The organism is Microbacterium pullorum, from assembly GCF_014836535.1.
Classification (GTDB): domain Bacteria; phylum Actinomycetota; class Actinomycetes; order Actinomycetales; family Microbacteriaceae; genus Microbacterium; species Microbacterium pullorum.
In genome coordinates this window covers 168,594-184,712 of record NZ_JACSQP010000001.1, presented here as the reverse complement: position 1 = coordinate 184,712, position 16,119 = coordinate 168,594, and the positions used below count along the sequence as shown (strand labels likewise).

General features: G+C 71.6%; 17 protein-coding genes. 9 read left to right on the top strand and 8 right to left on the bottom strand.

The window, feature by feature from the left end; translation table 11 throughout:
- The first annotated feature begins 65 nt into the window (after nt 1-65).
- From H9651_RS00915 to H9651_RS00890, 6 genes are read left to right on the top strand one after another with little or no spacing between them, the layout of a single operon-like run.
- Nucleotides 66-1,244 (top strand): ThiF family adenylyltransferase, encoded by a 1,179-nt coding sequence (locus H9651_RS00915; RefSeq protein ID WP_191717224.1) that lies wholly within the window; start codon nt 66-68, stop codon nt 1,242-1,244.
- Nucleotides 1,217-2,485 carry a molybdopterin molybdotransferase MoeA gene (locus H9651_RS00910; protein ID WP_191717223.1) on the top strand — a complete coding sequence of 423 codons (1,269 nt, stop codon included), beginning with the start codon at nt 1,217-1,219 and terminating at the stop codon, nt 2,483-2,485. The genes H9651_RS00915 and H9651_RS00910 overlap by 28 nt, the downstream gene beginning before the upstream one ends.
- Nucleotides 2,482-2,958: a cyclic pyranopterin monophosphate synthase MoaC gene (gene moaC / locus H9651_RS00905; protein WP_191717222.1), complete on the top strand. Its 477-nt coding sequence runs from the start codon at nt 2,482-2,484 to the stop codon at nt 2,956-2,958. Before H9651_RS00910 ends, moaC begins: the two co-directional genes overlap by 4 nt.
- Nucleotides 2,955-3,596, top strand: coding sequence for a molybdenum cofactor guanylyltransferase (gene mobA, locus H9651_RS00900; RefSeq protein ID WP_191717221.1), 642 nt, complete (start codon nt 2,955-2,957; stop codon nt 3,594-3,596). Before moaC ends, mobA begins: the two co-directional genes overlap by 4 nt.
- Nucleotides 3,593-3,868, top strand: a complete 276-nt coding sequence (locus tag H9651_RS00895) for a DUF6457 domain-containing protein (protein ID WP_191717220.1) — start codon at nt 3,593-3,595, stop codon at nt 3,866-3,868. The genes mobA and H9651_RS00895 overlap by 4 nt, the downstream gene beginning before the upstream one ends.
- The gene (locus H9651_RS00890) at nt 3,868-4,101 is read left to right on the top strand and encodes a MoaD/ThiS family protein (protein ID WP_191717219.1); all 234 of its coding nucleotides are present in this window, start codon (nt 3,868-3,870) and stop codon (nt 4,099-4,101) included. Before H9651_RS00895 ends, H9651_RS00890 begins: the two co-directional genes overlap by 1 nt.
- A 77-nt stretch (nt 4,102-4,178) precedes the next feature.
- Here H9651_RS00890 and H9651_RS00885 read toward each other — a convergent pair whose 3' ends face one another.
- The 3 genes from H9651_RS00885 to H9651_RS00875 all read right to left on the bottom strand — a co-directional run bounded on the left by H9651_RS00885 (nt 4,179) and on the right by H9651_RS00875 (nt 6,980).
- Nucleotides 4,179-4,607, bottom strand: a complete 429-nt coding sequence (locus H9651_RS00885; RefSeq protein ID WP_191717218.1) for a molybdenum cofactor biosynthesis protein MoaE — start codon at nt 4,605-4,607, stop codon at nt 4,179-4,181.
- Nucleotides 4,604-5,083, bottom strand: a complete 480-nt coding sequence (locus H9651_RS00880) for a MogA/MoaB family molybdenum cofactor biosynthesis protein (protein ID WP_191717217.1) — start codon at nt 5,081-5,083, stop codon at nt 4,604-4,606. Before H9651_RS00880 ends, H9651_RS00885 begins: the two co-directional genes overlap by 4 nt.
- A 283-nt stretch (nt 5,084-5,366) precedes the next feature.
- Nucleotides 5,367-6,980: an SDR family oxidoreductase gene (locus H9651_RS00875; protein ID WP_191717216.1), complete on the bottom strand. Its 1,614-nt coding sequence runs from the start codon at nt 6,978-6,980 to the stop codon at nt 5,367-5,369.
- 188 nt (nt 6,981-7,168) lie between these two features.
- Between H9651_RS00875 and H9651_RS00870 the strand changes: the two genes are divergently transcribed.
- A complete protein-coding gene (locus tag H9651_RS00870) occupies nt 7,169-8,698 on the top strand; it encodes an MFS transporter (RefSeq protein ID WP_191717215.1) in 1,530 nt (509 codons plus the stop codon).
- Between the two features lie 122 nt (nt 8,699-8,820).
- Here the strand turns inward: H9651_RS00870 and H9651_RS00865 are convergent, their stop codons facing one another.
- The gene (locus H9651_RS00865) at nt 8,821-9,474 is read right to left on the bottom strand and encodes a phosphatase PAP2 family protein (protein ID WP_191717214.1); all 654 of its coding nucleotides are present in this window, start codon (nt 9,472-9,474) and stop codon (nt 8,821-8,823) included.
- Nucleotides 9,475-9,537: 63 nt separating this feature from the next.
- On the bottom strand, nt 9,538-10,725 hold the full coding sequence (locus tag H9651_RS00860; RefSeq protein WP_225216249.1) for a multidrug effflux MFS transporter: 1,188 nt from the start codon (nt 10,723-10,725) through the stop codon (nt 9,538-9,540).
- A 293-nt stretch (nt 10,726-11,018) separates the two neighbouring features.
- Here H9651_RS00860 and H9651_RS00855 point away from each other — a divergent pair, with 293 nt between their 5' ends.
- Both H9651_RS00855 and H9651_RS00850 read left to right on the top strand, forming a co-directional pair.
- Nucleotides 11,019-11,735, top strand: a complete 717-nt coding sequence (locus H9651_RS00855) for a DUF3105 domain-containing protein (RefSeq protein WP_191717212.1) — start codon at nt 11,019-11,021, stop codon at nt 11,733-11,735.
- Nucleotides 11,732-12,394 (top strand): DUF305 domain-containing protein, encoded by a 663-nt coding sequence (locus tag H9651_RS00850; protein WP_318244705.1) that lies wholly within the window; start codon nt 11,732-11,734, stop codon nt 12,392-12,394. The genes H9651_RS00855 and H9651_RS00850 overlap by 4 nt, the downstream gene beginning before the upstream one ends.
- Nucleotides 12,395-12,498: 104 nt before the next feature.
- Here the strand turns inward: H9651_RS00850 and H9651_RS00845 are convergent, their stop codons facing one another.
- From H9651_RS00845 to H9651_RS00835, 3 genes are all read right to left on the bottom strand, one after another.
- The gene (locus H9651_RS00845; RefSeq protein ID WP_191717211.1) at nt 12,499-13,473 is read right to left on the bottom strand and encodes a carbohydrate ABC transporter permease; all 975 of its coding nucleotides are present in this window, start codon (nt 13,471-13,473) and stop codon (nt 12,499-12,501) included.
- Nucleotides 13,470-14,603 carry a carbohydrate ABC transporter permease gene (locus tag H9651_RS00840; RefSeq protein WP_191717210.1) on the bottom strand — a complete coding sequence of 378 codons (1,134 nt, stop codon included), beginning with the start codon at nt 14,601-14,603 and terminating at the stop codon, nt 13,470-13,472. The genes H9651_RS00845 and H9651_RS00840 overlap by 4 nt, the downstream gene beginning before the upstream one ends.
- A gap of 89 nt (nt 14,604-14,692) precedes the next feature.
- Nucleotides 14,693-16,024: an ABC transporter substrate-binding protein gene (locus tag H9651_RS00835; RefSeq protein WP_191717209.1), complete on the bottom strand. Its 1,332-nt coding sequence runs from the start codon at nt 16,022-16,024 to the stop codon at nt 14,693-14,695.
- Nucleotides 16,025-16,119: the final 95 nt, after the last annotated feature.

Here is a 16,119-nt window from a genome sequence, read left to right as displayed (position 1 = left end):
AGGGTGATTCCGCCGCATCCGCGGCATCCTCCTCCTCGGTGAGGGCCGGGCGTACGCTGGGCGTCATGTCGCTGCCACCGTTGGTCGAGCCCGTCGCCGCGCTCTCCCCCACCGAGGCCGCGCGCACCGCACGGCACCGGGCGCTGGCGGGCCTCGGCGACCTCGGCCAGCGCCGCCTCGCCGCCGCGCACGTCGCCGTCGTCGGTGCCGGGGGCCTCGGTTCTCCCGTCGTCCTCGCCCTCGCCGCCGCCGGCGTCGGCACCCTCACCGTGATCGACGACGACGACGTCGACCACTCCAACCTGCACCGCCAGGTGATGCACCGCCACGCCGACATCGGCGCCCCCAAGGTCGACTCCGCGACGCGCGGCGCGGCCGACCTCTCCCCCACGACCACCGTGCGGACGGTGCGCGAGCGGCTGACCCCGGGCAACGCCGACCGGCTGCTGGCCGGGGCGCACCTCGTGATCGACGGCACCGACACGTTCCCGACCCGTTCGGCGGTCGCCGCCGCGTGCGAACGGCTCGGCGTGCCGCTGGTGTGGGGCGTGCTGCAGGAGTTCCACGCCCAGGTCACCGTGTTCTGGAGTGCCCCGCCGCCCGGCGTCGCCGGGGTGCGCCTGGCAGACCTGCACCCTCCCGACGACGTCGGCGACGTGCCCACCTGCGCGCAGGTGGGGGTGCTCGGGGCGCTCTGCCTGCAGGTGGGCGGCATCATGGCGATCGAGGCGGTCAAACTCCTCGCCGGCATCGGTGAGCCGCTGCTCGGACGCGTGCTCGTCATCGACGCCCTGCGCGGCCGGCAGACCGAGGTGCCGCTGCGGGCCGTCACCGCCGCGGCTGCGGCCGCCCCGGCGGCGGCCGTGGCGGCGCCAGCCGCTCCCCGGGCGAGCGGGCCGACGCCCGGGGCGGACAAGACCACGGCCGCGGCGGCCGCCGCGACTCCGCCCCAGGTCACCGCCGCGCAGGCCCGCGCGGCGCAGGATGCCGGTGCGACGCTGCTCGACGTGCGGGAGCCGCACGAGACGGCCGCCGGCATCATCCCCGGTTCCGTGCTCATCCCCCTCGCCGACCTGCTCGTCGCCCCGACCGGAGCCGCCACCGGAGCCCGGCCCGTGATCGTGGTGTGCGCCGCCGGTGGCCGGGCTCAGCGCGCCGCCGCGGCGCTGCGCCAGGCGGGTGTCGACGCCTCGGTGCTCGCCGGCGGCATCGCGGCATGGCCGTACGAGACGACGCCCGCGTGAGCGCCCTGCAATCCGTCGAAGCCCACCTCGCCGGCATCTTCACCGTCACCCCCCTGCTCGACGGCGCACCCGTCGCCCTCGCGCAGGCCGCCGGGCGTACCCTGCGCGAACCGGTGCACGCCGCCGTCGACATCCCCGCGTTCGACAACTCCGCGATGGACGGGTTCGCGGTGCGCTTCGCCGACGTCGCCGCCGCCGCCGACGGCACGCCGGTCACCCTGCGGATCATCGCCGATCTGCCTGCCGGAGCCCCCGACGACCCGCCCATGGCCCGAGGTGAGGCAGCCCGCATCATGACCGGCGCCCCCGTGCCGACCGACGCCGACGCCATCGTGCCGTTCGAGGACACCGTGGGGGGCCTCGGCGACTCCGTCGGCACCGTGGTGGTGCGCCGCGCACCCCGCGCGCCCGGTGCGCACGTGCGGCGCGTCGGCGAAGACGCCCGCCGCGGCGACGAGGTGCTCCCCGCCGGCATCCTGCTCGGGCCGCTGCAGCTGGCGGCCATCGCCGCGGCCGGCCTCGCCCGGCCCGTCGTCACACGCCCGCCGCGGGTGGCGGTCGTCTCGACCGGCTCCGAACTGCTCCCCCCGGGGGCGCCGCTGCGGCGCGGCCAGATCCCCGAGTCCAACAGCACGCTGCTGGCCGCCCTCGCCGTCGAGGCGGGCGCCCGCATCGTCGCCCGCGAGAGCGTCGACGACGAAGGCGCGGCGCTGCGGCTGGTGCTCGACCGCGTCACCCGCGGCCCCGAGCCCGCCGACGTCGTGGTCTTCTCCGGCGGTGTGAGCGCCGGGGCGTACGAGGTCGTCAAGAACGAACTCGTCGGCGTGATGGCCTTCACCCGGGTGGCGATGCAGCCGGGCAAGCCGCAGGGCTTCGGCCGCATGCCCGACGGTCCACTGCTGTTCGGGCTGCCCGGCAACCCGGTGAGCTCCGCCGTCTCGTTCGAGATGTTCGTGCGTCCGGCACTGCTCGCGCTGCAGGGGCGCACGGTGCTGCATCGGCCGCTGCTGCGACTGCCCGCGACGGTGGGCTGGCGCACCCCGCCCGGACGCCGGCAGTACCTGCCCGCCGTCGTCGACCGCACCGACCCCGCCCGCTGGAGCGTGCGCCCCGCCACCGCCGGCGGCTCGGGGTCACACCTGGCGGGAGCGCTGGGCCGCGCCGAGGCCTACGCCGTGGTGCCCGCGGAGGTCGACGCCATCGCCGTCGGCGACCTCGTCGATGTCATGCTGGTGTCATGAGCTTCACGCACCTGGATGCCACCGGTCACGCCCGCATGGTCGACGTCACCGCGAAGCAGCCCACCGTGCGTTCCGCCACCGCCCGCGGGTCGGTGCGCTGCGCACCCGAGGTGGTCGCCGCCCTCCGCGACGGCTCGGTGCCCAAGGGCGACGTGCTCGCCGTCGCGCGCATCGCCGGCATCCAGGCCGCCAAACACACCCCCGCCCTGCTCCCGCTCGCGCACGTCATCGGCGTGCACGGCGCAGCGGTGGACCTCACGATCGTCGACGACGGCGTCGAGATCGAAGCCACCGTGCGCACCGCCGACCGCACCGGCGTCGAGATGGAGGCGCTGACGGCCGTCACGGTCGCCGCACTCGCCGTCGTCGACATGGTGAAGGGGATCGACAAGTCCACGTCGATCCAGAACGTGCGCATCACCGCGAAGGAGGGCGGGCGCTCGGGCACGTGGACGCGCCCCGACGAGGCGTGAGCACGCTCGGCGCGATCCTCCTCGCCGGCGGGCGGGCGACCCGTGTCGACGGGGCGGCGAAACCACTCTTCGAGGTCGGGGGCCGCACCCTGCTGCGGCGCGCGGTCGACGCCGCCGCGGCCGCGGGGGCCTCGCCTCTCACGATCGTCGGTCCGCAGCCCAGCGCCGACGCCACCGCGCAGGTCGCGGCCGCTGCGGCATCCCTCCCCACCACGGTCACCTGGGTGCGGGAGCAGCCGCCCTTCGGCGGGCCCGCCGCCGGCGTCGTCGCGGCGCTGGATTCGTGGGATGCCACACCCGAATGGAGCCTTGTGCTCGCCTGCGACCTGCCCGGTGCCGAGGCGGCGGTCGCCCGACTCGTCCGCGACCTCGTGCTGCTGCCCTCCGACACCGAGGGTCTGTGCCTGGCCGATTCCCGCTCGCGGCCGCAGTGGTTGGTGGGCCTGTACCGCACCGCCGCGCTGCGCCGGCGGTCGGCTGCGCTCCCCGACCACGGCCACGGCGCCCCCGTCCACCGGCTCCTCGACGACCTCGCCATCGCGACGGTCCTCGCGCCCGAGACCGAGACAGCCGACGTCGACACGTGGGAGGATCTCACCCAAGCCCGGCGCCGGTCGACCGAAGAGGAGACACCGTGAGCGATCGCACCCTCCCGCCCGAAGCCCTCGACGCGTGGTCTGCGGCCCTGCGCGAGCGGTTCGACCTGACCGTCGACGACGTGCCCATCGCCCTCATCCTCGACCTCGCGCGCGACGTGGCCGCGGGCGTCGCGCGGCCCGCCGCCCCGTTCAGCGCCTTCGTCGCCGGCCTCGTCGCCGGTCGCGCCGGCGGCACCCCCGCCGACAGCCGCGCCGCCGTGGCCGCGGTCACCGAACTCGCACGCGAGTGGCAGGCCGAGGACCCCTCCTGATGGCGCACGTGCGTTACTTCGCCGCCGCCGAGGAGATGGCCGGCCGCGCCGCCGAGGACCGCGCCGAACGCACCCTGGGGTCCCTGCGCGACGCACTCGCCGTCGAACGGCCGGGGCTCGGGGGCATCCTGCCGCGCTGCGCCGTGCTGGTGGGTGGTGCGCGTGTCGGCGACGACACCGCGCTCGGCGACGACGACCTCGTCGACGTGCTGCCGCCGTTCGCCGGCGGGTGATCCGACCCGGGCGCCGGGCACCCCGGGTGTCGGGGATCGTCGTCGCGGCCAGGGGGCTCGGATGCCGGGGCGAGCGGTCAGCCGCCGATGCCCTTCCACGCCGCGCGGCCGTCGGCGTCGATCTGACGCTTCCACACCGGGAGGTCGGTCTTGATCGTCTCGATCACGGCCCGACACACCTCGAACGCCTCCGCACGATGGGGGGAGGCGACGGCGACCACGACGGCGAGATCCCCCACCGCCAGCCGCCCGACGCGATGGCTCACCGCGATGAGGGCGGGGCCGTCGCCGACGGCGCGCTCGGCGATCGCGCGCAGGTGGGCCTCGGCCTCGGGATGGGCGGAGTACTCCAGCGCAACGACGGCGGCCGTGGCATCCGGATCGTGATCGCGCACCCGCCCGACGAAGGTCGTGACGGCGCCGGCTGCGTCATCGTCGATCGCGGCGAGGTGCACGGCGAGGTCGAGGGGATCGGCGCTGATGCGGGCCAGGCGGACGGCGGTCATGCGTGATCTCCCCCGGCGAGCTGGTCGATGACGTGCCGCGCCACCGACACGACGACGGGCATGCCGGTGGACACGGCGGCCGGGGAGCCGGGGAGGTTCACGATCAGCGCGGTGGCGGTCACCCCCGCGCGGCCGCGCGAGAGCATGCCGACGGGCTTCTCCGCCGCACCCCGGCGGCGCAGCTCCTCCACGATGCCGGGGAGGTCCCGCTCGATCACGCGGGCGGTGCCCTCGGGGGTCTGGTCGCGGGGTGAGATTCCGGTGCCGCCGGTGGTCACGATCAGCCGGGCGCCGGCATCCATCGCCGCGCGCAGCGCCCGCTCGACACTGTCGGCGCCGTCGGCGACCACCACCGCATCCGCGCACGCGTAGCCGGCTTCGCGCAGTGCCGCGACGGCGAGTGGGCCGCTCGCGTCGGGCCGCGCGCCCGCGGCCGACCGATCCGAGACGGTCACGACGACGGCGGTGTGAGGCACGCCCCCAGCCTAGGGCTGTCGGAATTCAGGCTGTGGCGATGTTCTTCGTCGGCCACGGCCACCCCGGCGCCTCGCCGCCTGAATACCGACCACCGCCCGGCGGCCACGCCGCGCCGCCCGGCAGCCCGCCGCGGCGCCCGGCACCCCCGCCGCGCCGCCCGCCGCGCCGCCCGGCAGCCCGCCGCGGCCCCGCGCCCGCGCCCCCGGCCGCCCGCCGCGGCCCCGAGCCCGCGCCCCCGGCGGCCCCGCACCGCACCGGCCCACCGCCCGCAGCTGTCGGAATTCAGCCTGCGACGGTGTGTTCGACCCTCGCGGCGCCCGCCACGGCGTCCCCGCCTGAATTCCGACGGGCGTCACGGTCGGCGCGACCCGCCTCGGCCTCGGCCGTGGCGGTGATGCGGTTGGCCATGCCGCGGAAGACGAACCCGTGGAACGGCAGCACGGCGAGCCAGTACAGCCGGCCGGCGAGGCCGCGCGGGAAGAACACCGCCCGCTGGTCGTACTGCGAGCCCTCGTCGGTCGGGGTGCATCGCAGCTCCAGCCACGCCTGGCCGGGAACCTTCATCTCCGCGCGCAGCCGCAGCACGCGCCCCTCCTCGACCGTCTCCACCCGCCAGAAGTCGATGACATCGCCGGGCGCGACGCGCGAGCGGTTGCGGCGACCACGGGCCAGGCCCACGCCACCGGCGATCTTGTCCATCCAGCCGCGCACGGCCCACAGCAGCGGAGTCGAGTACCAGCCGTTGGCCCCGCCGATGCCGGCGATCACACCCCACAGCCGCTCCGGTGTGGCGCGCGTCTGCGCGGTGCGCTCGTCGGTGAACACCGTGCGCCCCGCCCACTCCGGGTCCGACGGCAGCGGGTCCGACGGGGCGTCGAGCACCTCCGCATCCTGCCAGCTGGTCTCCACGTCATCCCCCGCCACCCGGCCCAGAGCGAGCGTCACGGCGCGACGGTACGACATCAGCCCGCTCTCCGGCAGCGGGATGAGCGCGTCGACCGCGTGGTCGTCCATGACGCACTCGTTCTGCAGCGACGCCACGAGCGGCCGGGCGATCGACCGCGGGATCGGCGTGACGAGGTTCACCCAGTGCGAGGCGAGCCCGGGGGTGAACACCGGCAGCGACGCGATCGCCCGCTGCGGCAGCCCCGCCGCGACGGCGTAGCCGTTCATCATCTGTCCGTATCGCAGCACGTCGGGCCCGCCGATGTCGACGGCGCGGTTGACATCGGCATCGACCCGCGCCGCGCCCAGCAGGTAGTGCAGCACGTCGCGGATGGCGATGGGCTGAATGCGGTTGCGCACCCACCGCGGCGCCGGCATGTACGGCAGCACGTCGGTGAGGTGACGCACCATCTCGAACGACGCCGAGCCCGAGCCGATGACGACACCGGCCTGCAGGACGAGGGTGGGCACCCCCGATGCGAGGAATGTCTCCCCCACCGCGACCCGCGACCGCAGGTGCGGCGAGAGCTGCCCCGTCGAGGGGTGCAGCCCGCCGAGGTACACGATGCGCCCGACGGATGCCGCAGCCGCCGCGTCCGCCACGGTCTCCGCCGCGCGCAGATCGGTCTCCTCGAAGCGGGCGCCGGCCCGCATCGAGTGCACGAGGTAGTACACGACGTCGACGTCGCGCACGGCCTCGGCCATGACGGCCGCGTCGTCGGCGGATCCGGCCACGATCTCGACGTCGTCGCCCCAGGGGAACGCCGCGGCGCGCTGCGGGTCGCGTGCGAGCACCCGCACGCGGTGGCCGGCGGCCCGCAGGCGCGGGACGAGGCGTCCGCCGATGTACCCGGTGCCGCCGAGCACGAGGGCGAGCGGCGCGGTGCCGTCGGGGCGGGGTCGCGCGCGCAGGGCGTCTTCGCGACCGGTGGGAGCGGTGAGCCGGGTCATCCTCCGACGTTACGTGGATCCCCAGCTTCTGCACAGTCTGGGCGAGATCAGGCTGCTCCCGCACGCGCACGGTACCAAACCCGCCGATCGGATGCCAAGCGGAGGCGACCCGCGCGAAGTTCGCGTATCGTCCCAGGACCCAGGCGACTGTCTGCGCCCTGTGGCGCGCAGCTGATCAGAAGGAAGACATGACCACGACAGCAAAAGCAACCTCCGACACCGACCATCCGAGGCTCGAAGTGGACGACGTCATCGTCGTCGACAAGAAGCGGGTACGCACGGCCATCAGCGGAACGGTCGTCGGCAACTTCATGGAATGGTTCGACTTCGGCATCTACGGCTACCTGGCCGTCACCCTCGCGGTGGTGTTCACCGCGGATCTCCCCGAGCCGTGGGGGTTGCTGGTCACCCTCTTCGGCTTCGCGATCTCGTTCCTGGTGCGGCCCATCGGTGGTCTCGTGCTGGGACCGCTCGGCGACCGCATCGGTCGCAAGCAGGTGCTGTTCTTCACGATGGCCCTCATGGCCGTCGCCACCGGCCTCATCGGCGTGCTGCCGACCTCGCAGCAGATCGGCCTCTGGGCGATCGTGCCGCTGTACCTGTTGAAGATGGCGCAGGGGTTCTCGACCGGCGGTGAGTATGCCGGTGCCTCGACGTACGTCGCGGAGTTCTCCCCCGACCGCCGCCGTGGCTTCTGGTCGTCGTGGCTCGACGTCGGGTCGTACATCGGCTTCGCCGTGGGCGCGTCGGTCGTGGCCCTGACCACCCTGATCACCGAGAACATCTGGGGTCCGACTGCGATGGTCGACTTCGGGTGGCGCATCCCGTTCCTCATCGCGATCCCGCTCGGCGCCGTCGCCATCTGGTTCCGACTGCGCATCCCCGAGACCCCGGCGTATGAGACCACGAGCGAGCTCGAACGAGACGCCGAGGCCGACGCCGGCGACCCCCTGGCCCGTCACGGCGTCGTCGGCATCTTCCGTCACCACTGGCGCCCCGTACTCATCGCGATCGCGCTGGTGGCCGCCACCAACACCGCCGGCTACGCGCTGACGAGCTACATGCCCACCTACCTCGAGCAGGAGGTCGGCATCTCGAACCTGGGCGCGGCCGTCGCGACCGTGCCGGTCCTGATCGTGATGTCGGCCTGTCTGCCGCTCATCGGGCGTCTGAGCGACCGCATCGGGCGTCGCCCGGTGTACCTGATCGCGGCGGGCTCCACCCTCGTGCTCATGCTGCCCGCGTTCGCGGTCATGCAGATCGGCCAGGAGTGGGCCGTGTTCGTCGCGCTGACGATGGTGGCCGTCCCGGTGGCGTTCTACGTCGCGGTGTCGGCTTCGGCCCTGCCCGCCCTCTTCCCGACGGCGTCGCGCTTCGGAGCGATGGCGATCGCGTACAACGTGTCGGTGTCGCTGTTCGGCGGCACGACGCCGCTGTTCAGCCAGGCCCTCATCGAGCTCACCGGCAACCCGTACATGCCGGCGTTCTACATCATGTTCTTCGCGTTGCTCGGCGGCATCGCGATGCTCACGATGCGCGAGACCGCCAAGCGCCCGCTGCTGGGCTCGGTGCCGACGGTCGAGACCACCGCCGAGGCCGAGGCGGTCGTGGAACGCCAGGTCGAGGACCCGTTCATCGACACCTCGACCATGCCGACGCTGATCGCCCGCAGCGACGACACCCGCGGCGCTGCCGAGCTCGCGGGCAAGACCCGCTAGCCACGGCCGCAGCCGCACTCGGCGCGGACGACGCCCGCCAGGTGCTCGGGGTCGAGGCCGGCCTCGAGCACCTGCCCGGGCGGGGCACCTGCCCGGGCGGGGCGCCTTCGCCGGGCGGCGGATCAGCCCGTCGAAGCGACTGCCCGGCCCACACGCTGCTGCTCGGCCCGCAGCCGCGTGGCGAACGCCGCCGCAACGACGAGGGCCATGCCGGCGCCGATCAGGGCGCCGCCGACGGTGTCGCTCAGCCAGTGCGCGTGCAGGTACGTGCGACTGAACGCCATCAGCAGCACCCACGCCGCACCGACGAGCCCGACCCACAGCCGAGGGAAGAGCACGACCGCGACCACGGCGATCGTCGCGGCGTTGGCGGTGTGTCCCGAAGGGTACGAGCCGTAATCGCTGATGACGATGATGTCCTCCGGCCGCGCACGGCCGAACAGGTGCTTCAGCGCCTGCACGCCCGCCGCGCTGAGGATGGATGCCGCGATGAAGAACAGCGCCCCGAAGTAGCGGCGCCACAGCACCAGCAGCAGTGCGCCGCCGATCGGCACGACGAAGACGCCGACGATGCCGCCGCCCAGCCAGTTCATGGCCTGCGAGATCCACACGAGCGCGTCGACCCGCCAGTGCGCGAGCGCGGTGTTCCACATCTGGTCGAGGTCGAACGCCTCCGGCCCGCGCAGCAGAATCCATCCGCCCAGGCCGCAGGCGAAGGCGATGAGCACGAGGCCCGGCACGAGCAGGCGCGCGATCGGGTGGCGAAGGGCATCCATCAACACATTGTGACGCCTGCGGCGGGGTGCGGCGCCGGGCTTGCGCCCGGGAATGCGCGGGCGCTACGGAGCCAGCTGCGCCACGGTCTTCGGCCGCACCACGATCCACAGGGAAAGGACGGCGATGATCGAGCATCCCACCATGACCGTCGCCATCGTGGTCGGGGTGATGCCGGCTTCTCCGGCGACCCAGCCGACAACGGGTGAGACGAGACCGGCGACACCGAAGTTCACCGCGCCGATGAGCGACTGCGCGGTGCCGGCCGCCTTGCCGTGACGGTCCAGCGCCAGCACCTGCACGCAGGGGAAAGTGAACCCACAGGCCGTCATGAAGACGAACAGCGGAATGATGACGCCCCACAGCCCCGCCCCGAGCAGATCGCCGATGATGATCGTGGTTGCGGCCAACACGAGCACGCCGGTCGAGATCGCCAACACCCACTGCGGGCCGAAGCGCGTGGCCAACCGCGACGCCGTCTGCACGCCGATGACGACGCCCACGGAGTTGATGGCGAACAGCAGCCCGTATTGCTGCGCGTCGAAGCCGTACGTCTGCTGGAACAGGAACGAGGATGCCGACAGGTAGGAGAAGAGTCCGCTGAAGGTCATGCCGCCGATGATGAGCACGCCGATGAAGACACGGTCCCCCAGCACGCTGCGGTAGCGCTGCAACACCGTGGTCGAGCCCTTCTCCTGCCGCCGGGCGCGCGGGAGGGTCTCGGGGAGGAAGATGAGCGCGCACACGAGCATGACCGCGCCGTAGAGCGCGAGCACGAGGAACAGTCCCCGCCATGGCATGACCGCCAGCAGCCCGGACCCGATGAGCGGGGCGACGACCGGTGCGACACCGGAGACGAGCGCGAGCCGGCTGAGCATGACGACCAGGCGGCGTCCGCCGAACAGGTCGCGCACGATCGCTGCGGCCACCACGCCTCCGGCGGCGGCGCCCGCGCCCATCAGCACGCGGGCGACCGAGAGCAGTTCCAGGGTCGGGGCGAAGGCTGCCGCGGCGCTGGCGAGCACGTGCAGCGCCGTGACCACGATGAGGGGGACGCGCCTGCCCACCTTGTCGCTCAGCGGGCCGACGACAAGCTGCCCCAGCGCGAAGCCGATCATCGTGCCGGTGAGGGTGAGCTGGATCGCGGCCGCAGAGGTCTGGAAGTCCGCTTCGAGCACCGGGAAGGCCGGCAGGTAAAGGTCGATCGTGAACGGCCCGAGCGCCGTGAGGGCGCCCAGCAGGATGATGTACATCACGCGGCGCGCGGTCGACAGCGAGTCACCGGGGTGGAGCACGATCGGGGCAGTGGTCGGGTTCGCGCCGAGGGTCCGGATGGCGCCGGTATGGGGGCGCGCAGCGGCGGATGCGGGAGCGGTGGGGACGGGAGAAGTTTCGTGCACGGTATCCAGAGCGGTCGCGGGCGGTCACGTCGAAACGATTCGACAACCGGTCGAGTCTAGCGTCTTCCCAGGTAGACGACCCATGCAGACGCATACGCTGAGGAGGTTCCCGCGCGACGCGCACCCAACCCGAGCCGAGATCCCCCATGACACCGACGCCCCCCGACTCCGCCAAGCGCGCGAGTGGAAACCCCGCCACCAAGGCCCAGATCGCGATGACCGCCAAGCAGCGGCGCGAGCAGCAGAAGCAGGAGAAGCTCGCCCAGTACCAGCGGGAGCTGACCAAGCGACGTCGCAGCAAGCTCGTGTGGTGGGTGGTCGGCAGCACCGCGGGCATCGCGATCGTCGCGGCCATCGTCGCCTCCTACATCTTCACCCCCAAGCCCGTCACCTACGCGCGCGGCGACGGCGACGGCGCCTCGATCTCGGGCGTGGCGACGTTCGAGAACACCGCCAACCATGTGGAGGGCGACGTGGATTACCCGCAGACCCCGCCGGCGGGCGGCGACCACAACGCGATGTGGCTGAACTGCGGCGTCTACGCCGAGCCGGTGCCCGAGGTCAACGCGGTGCACTCGCTCGAGCACGGCGCCGTCTGGGTCACCTACGACCCGGCTGCCGTCGATCAGACCGCCGTCGACGCCATCCGGGCCAAGCTGCCGAACAGCTACGTCATCCTCTCGCCCCACGAGGGTCTCGATGCACCGGTCGTGGCCAGCGCCTGGAACGCGCAGCTGAAACTCGACTCGGCGGATGACCCCCGCCTCGATGACTTCCTCACCGCCTACTGGCGCAGCCTCAACGCGCCCGAGCCCAACGCCGCGTGCGCCGGAGCCTTCGACGCGCCGGGCAAGCTGTCGTGACCGAGGCGCCCCGGCGGCGGTGGGTCGCGATGTTGCTCGTCGCGGTCGCCGTCGCCGCGGTCGCCTTCGCCGCCGGGCGCTTCTCCACGTTCGGCGCGTCGGGACCGGCGCTGCCGACCACGGACTCGGCCGAGGCCGGGTTCGCCCGCGACATGCAGTACCACCACGAGCAGGCGGTCGACATGGCCATGACCATCCACCGCAAGACCGCCGATGACGAGATCCGGGCGCTCGCGTACGACATCGCCACCGGCCAGGCCGCACAGCGCGGCGAGATGTTCGACTGGCTGGTCAAGTGGGGGCTGCCGCAGGCCGGCGGCCCGGCGATGGCGTGGATGGCGGCATCCGATGCCGGTCACGACCACGGGCTCACCGGTACCGAGCCGCTCACCGCCGAAGAGGAGCGCGAGGCGATGGGCATGGCCTCTGCCGCCGAGCTGACGGCGCTGGCCGAAGCCGAGGGGACCGCTGCGGACTGTCTCTTCCTGTCGCTGATGGTCCGCCACCACGAGGCGGCGATCCCGATGACCGAAGCGGTGCTGGAGCTCGGTTCGGAGCCGCGCACGCTGGCCGCCGCCGCGCGCATGCGCGAAGCCCAGCTGTTCGAGATCGACGCGATGACCGCCGCCCAGCAGCGGCTGGGGTGCCCCGCCCCCTGACACCCCGTGAGACGAATGCCGACGGCCGAGACAGTGGGTGATACCCACCATCTCGGCCGTCAGTTTTCGTCTCAGCGGTCGGCGGCGTGGCGCCGCCGCGCGGGTCAGCCCTTCGTCGAGCCGGCCAGGAGGCCGCGGACGAAGTAGCGCTGCAGGGCGAGGAACACGATCAGCGGCACGATGATCGCGATGAACGCGCCCGCCGTGAGCAGATACCAGTCCTGACCGCGGCTTCCGGTCATCTCCGCCAGCAGCTTCGTGATCGGACCCACCGCGCCGTCGGCGAAGATGAGCGCCACGAGCAGGTCGTTCCACACCCACAGGAACTGGAAGATCGCCACCGACGCGATCGCGGGCATCGTCAGCGGCAGGATGATCCGGAAGAAGATCTGCCCGTGCCCTGCACCGTCCACCCGCGCCGCCTCGATGACTTCGCCCGGGATCTCCGAGACGAAGTTGTGCAGCAGGAAGATCGTCAGCGGCATCGCGAAGATCGTGTGCGCGATCCACACCTGGGCGTAGCCGGCCTGACCGATCCCGTCGATCACCGGGAACCCGAACAGCGTGCCGTTGGAGAACAGCTGCAGCAGCGGAATCAGCGCCATCTGGATCGGCACGATCTGCAGCGCGAACACCAGGATGAACAGGATGTTCTTGCCGCGGAAGTTCATCCACGCGAAGGCGTAGGCCGCCAGCAGCGCGATGGAGATCGGGATGATGGTCGCCGGCAGCGTGATGGCGATCGAGTTGACGAACGCTCCCGCCATGTTCAGCTGGCTGTTGCCGGCCTGCAGCGCCTCACCGTAGTTGTCCAGCGTCCATCCCCAGTTGGAGAAGACGGTCCACCAGCCGGTGGTCTGGATGAGCTCGCGCGGCCGGAACGACGAGACGAACAGGCCGAAGGTCGGCAGCGTCCACAGCACGGCGATGACGAGTGCCGCCAGCGTCGCCCACCGCGATGTCAGCCGCTTCTTGGCGCCCGATGCGGTGGATTGCTTCTCGATCTTGCGCTCACCGCGCCGCAGTCGCCGCTGGGTCTGCTCATCGACCGGAAGGTCGATGGGAGTGAAGGCGGTCATCGGATCTCCCTCTGCTTCTTGAGCTGCCGGGCGTTGTAGACCACCAGCGGCAGCACCAGCACGAACAGCACCACGGCGAAGGCGGCCGAGCGGCCGGCTTCGAAGCTGCGCAGCTGCGTGTACATCTCATTGGCGATGACGGAGGTGTTGTTGGCACCGGCGGTCATCGTGCGGACGATGTCGAACACCTTCAGCGAGGCGATCGAGATCGTCGTGAGCACCACGATGAGGGATCCGCGGATGCCGGGGACGATCACGTTGATGAACCGCTGCCAGCCGTTCGTGCCGTCCAGCTCTGCCGCTTCGATCTGCTCGGTGGGAACGCCCTTGATCGCGGCGGAGAGGATCACCATCGCGAAACCGGTCTGCACCCAGATGAGCACGATGATCAGGAACAGCGTGTTCCACGGCTGCACGGCGAGGAAGTTCACCGGCTGACCGCCGAGCCACACGATCACCTGGTTGAGCAGACCGATCTGCTCCTGTCCGGCGGGACGCGCGGTGTAGACGAAGCGCCAGATGATCGATGCGCCCACGAACGAGATCGCCATCGGCAGGAAGACGAGGATCTTGTAGTACTTCTCACCGCGGGTCTTGTCGATGAAGTAGGCATAGGCGAGGCCGGCGACGGTCGAGACGACCGGGGCGATGACCACCCACACGATCGTGTTGAGCACGACGCGGATGCCTTGGGGTTGCGTGAAGATCCAGATGAAGTTGTCGAGGCCGATGAACTCGGTGCTGTTGCGGTTCATGAACGCCTGGCCGGTGGTCTGGATGGCCGGGATGATGAGCCCGATGATCACCAGCAGCATCGCCGGAGCCAAGAAGGCGACGAGCACGAAGAGCGAACCGGTGCCCTCCTTCGACCGCATGTCGAGGAAGAACAGCAGCAGCCCCAGCAGCGCGGCGCCGATTATGGCCACCGTGTAGGAGTTCAACAGCAGCAGCAGCAGCGCCGGAGCACCGACGCAGACCGCCAGGCGGATGAACGTGTAGATGCGCCCGCGGCGGGGGGCGATCTCCACGAAGAACAGGATGAGCCCCACCACGGCGATGAATACGCCGATGATGATCGGGATCTGCAGCAGCGGCGCGAGGTTGCTCAGCCACTGGAAGAAGGCGGACATGGGATCCTTTCGAGTGCGTCAGCGGACTCCGGGTCGAGAAAAGCGGGGCCGACCGCTGCTCGCGGTGGGCCCCGCTATGCGTGGAACCGTCAGCTCGAAGGCCAGCCCGACTCGATCTGCTCGAGCACGGTGGCCGTGTCGGAGCCGTTGACCCAGTCGTTCATGCCCTTGAAGAAGGTGTTCGTGCCGACACCCGACGGCATGAGGTCCGAGGCGTCGAAGCGGAACGTGGTGCCTTCATCCTGCAGGATCGCGATGGCTTCCTTCAGGATGTCGCTCGAGGCGTTCTCGGCATCCAGGCCCTTGTTGGCGCTGATGACGCCACCGAGGGAGACACGCGAGTTGGCCCACTCCGGGCTGGACAGGTACGCCTGCACCTGCTGGGTGGCCTCGTCATCGCTGAACGCGGCGACGATCTCGCCACCACCGGTGACGACGGCACCCTCGGACGACGAGTCGCCGAAGGCCGGCGTCAGGAAGGCCCAGATGTCGCCGTCTTCGGCGACCGTGCCACCGGCGTCGGTGATGAAGCCGTCGAAGAACGATGCCTGGTGGTGCAGGGCGCACTCACCGGAGACCAGCGCCGAGGCCGGGTCGCCGAACGGCGTCGTCACGATGGTGTCGGTGCCGCCGAAGCCGGCGTTGACGTACTCCGGGTTCTTGAGGATCTTGCCGACCTCATCGAACGCCGAGGCGATCTGCGGGTCGGTGAAGGGAACCTCGTTGGTCACCCACTGGTCGTAGACGTCGGCGCCGGATTGACGCAGCACGACATCCTCGACCCAGTCCGTTCCCGGCCAGCCGGTCGCGGCATCCGAACCGAAGCCCACGCACCACGGCGCGGAACCGGTGTCACCCTGGATCTGGGCGGTCAGGTCGAGCAGGCCCTGCCAGTCGGTGGGAACCTCGTAGCCGTTGTCTGCGAAGAACGACGGCGAGTACCAGACCCAGCCCTTGACGCTGGCCATGAGCGGCGCGCCGTACAGGGTGCCGTCGTAGGTGCCGTACTTGGCCCAGTCCTCGCTCCAGTACTCGGCGACGTTGTCAGCCACCTCCTGCGATGCGGGCTGGAGGAAGCCGAGGTCGGCCATGTCCCCCATGAGGCCCGGCTGCGGGAAGATCGCGATGTCGGGGGCGTTGCCACCCTGCGCACGCACGGCGATCTGTGCTTCGAACTCTTTCGACGCCTCGTACTGGATGTCGATGTCGTTCTCTTCTTCCCAGTCCGCCCACGACTGCTCGAGCAGTTCGGCCTCGGTGTCGGAGATGGTGCCGTAGACGGTCACGACGTTGTCGCCGGCAGCGCCGCTGTCGGAGCCGTCGCCGCCCGAACCGGGTCCGCCGGTGCAGCCGACGAGCGCGAGCGCGCCCACCGCCAGGAACGATCCGGCAGCAAGGGTCCTGCGCGGGATGGTCTTCATCTGTCCTCCTCATCGAGCCGACGTCGCGCACGGCGCTTCGTCGCGTACACAAATCGTGCGGGAAGTGGTGCGGGTAATGGAACCGCTTCCGCCCC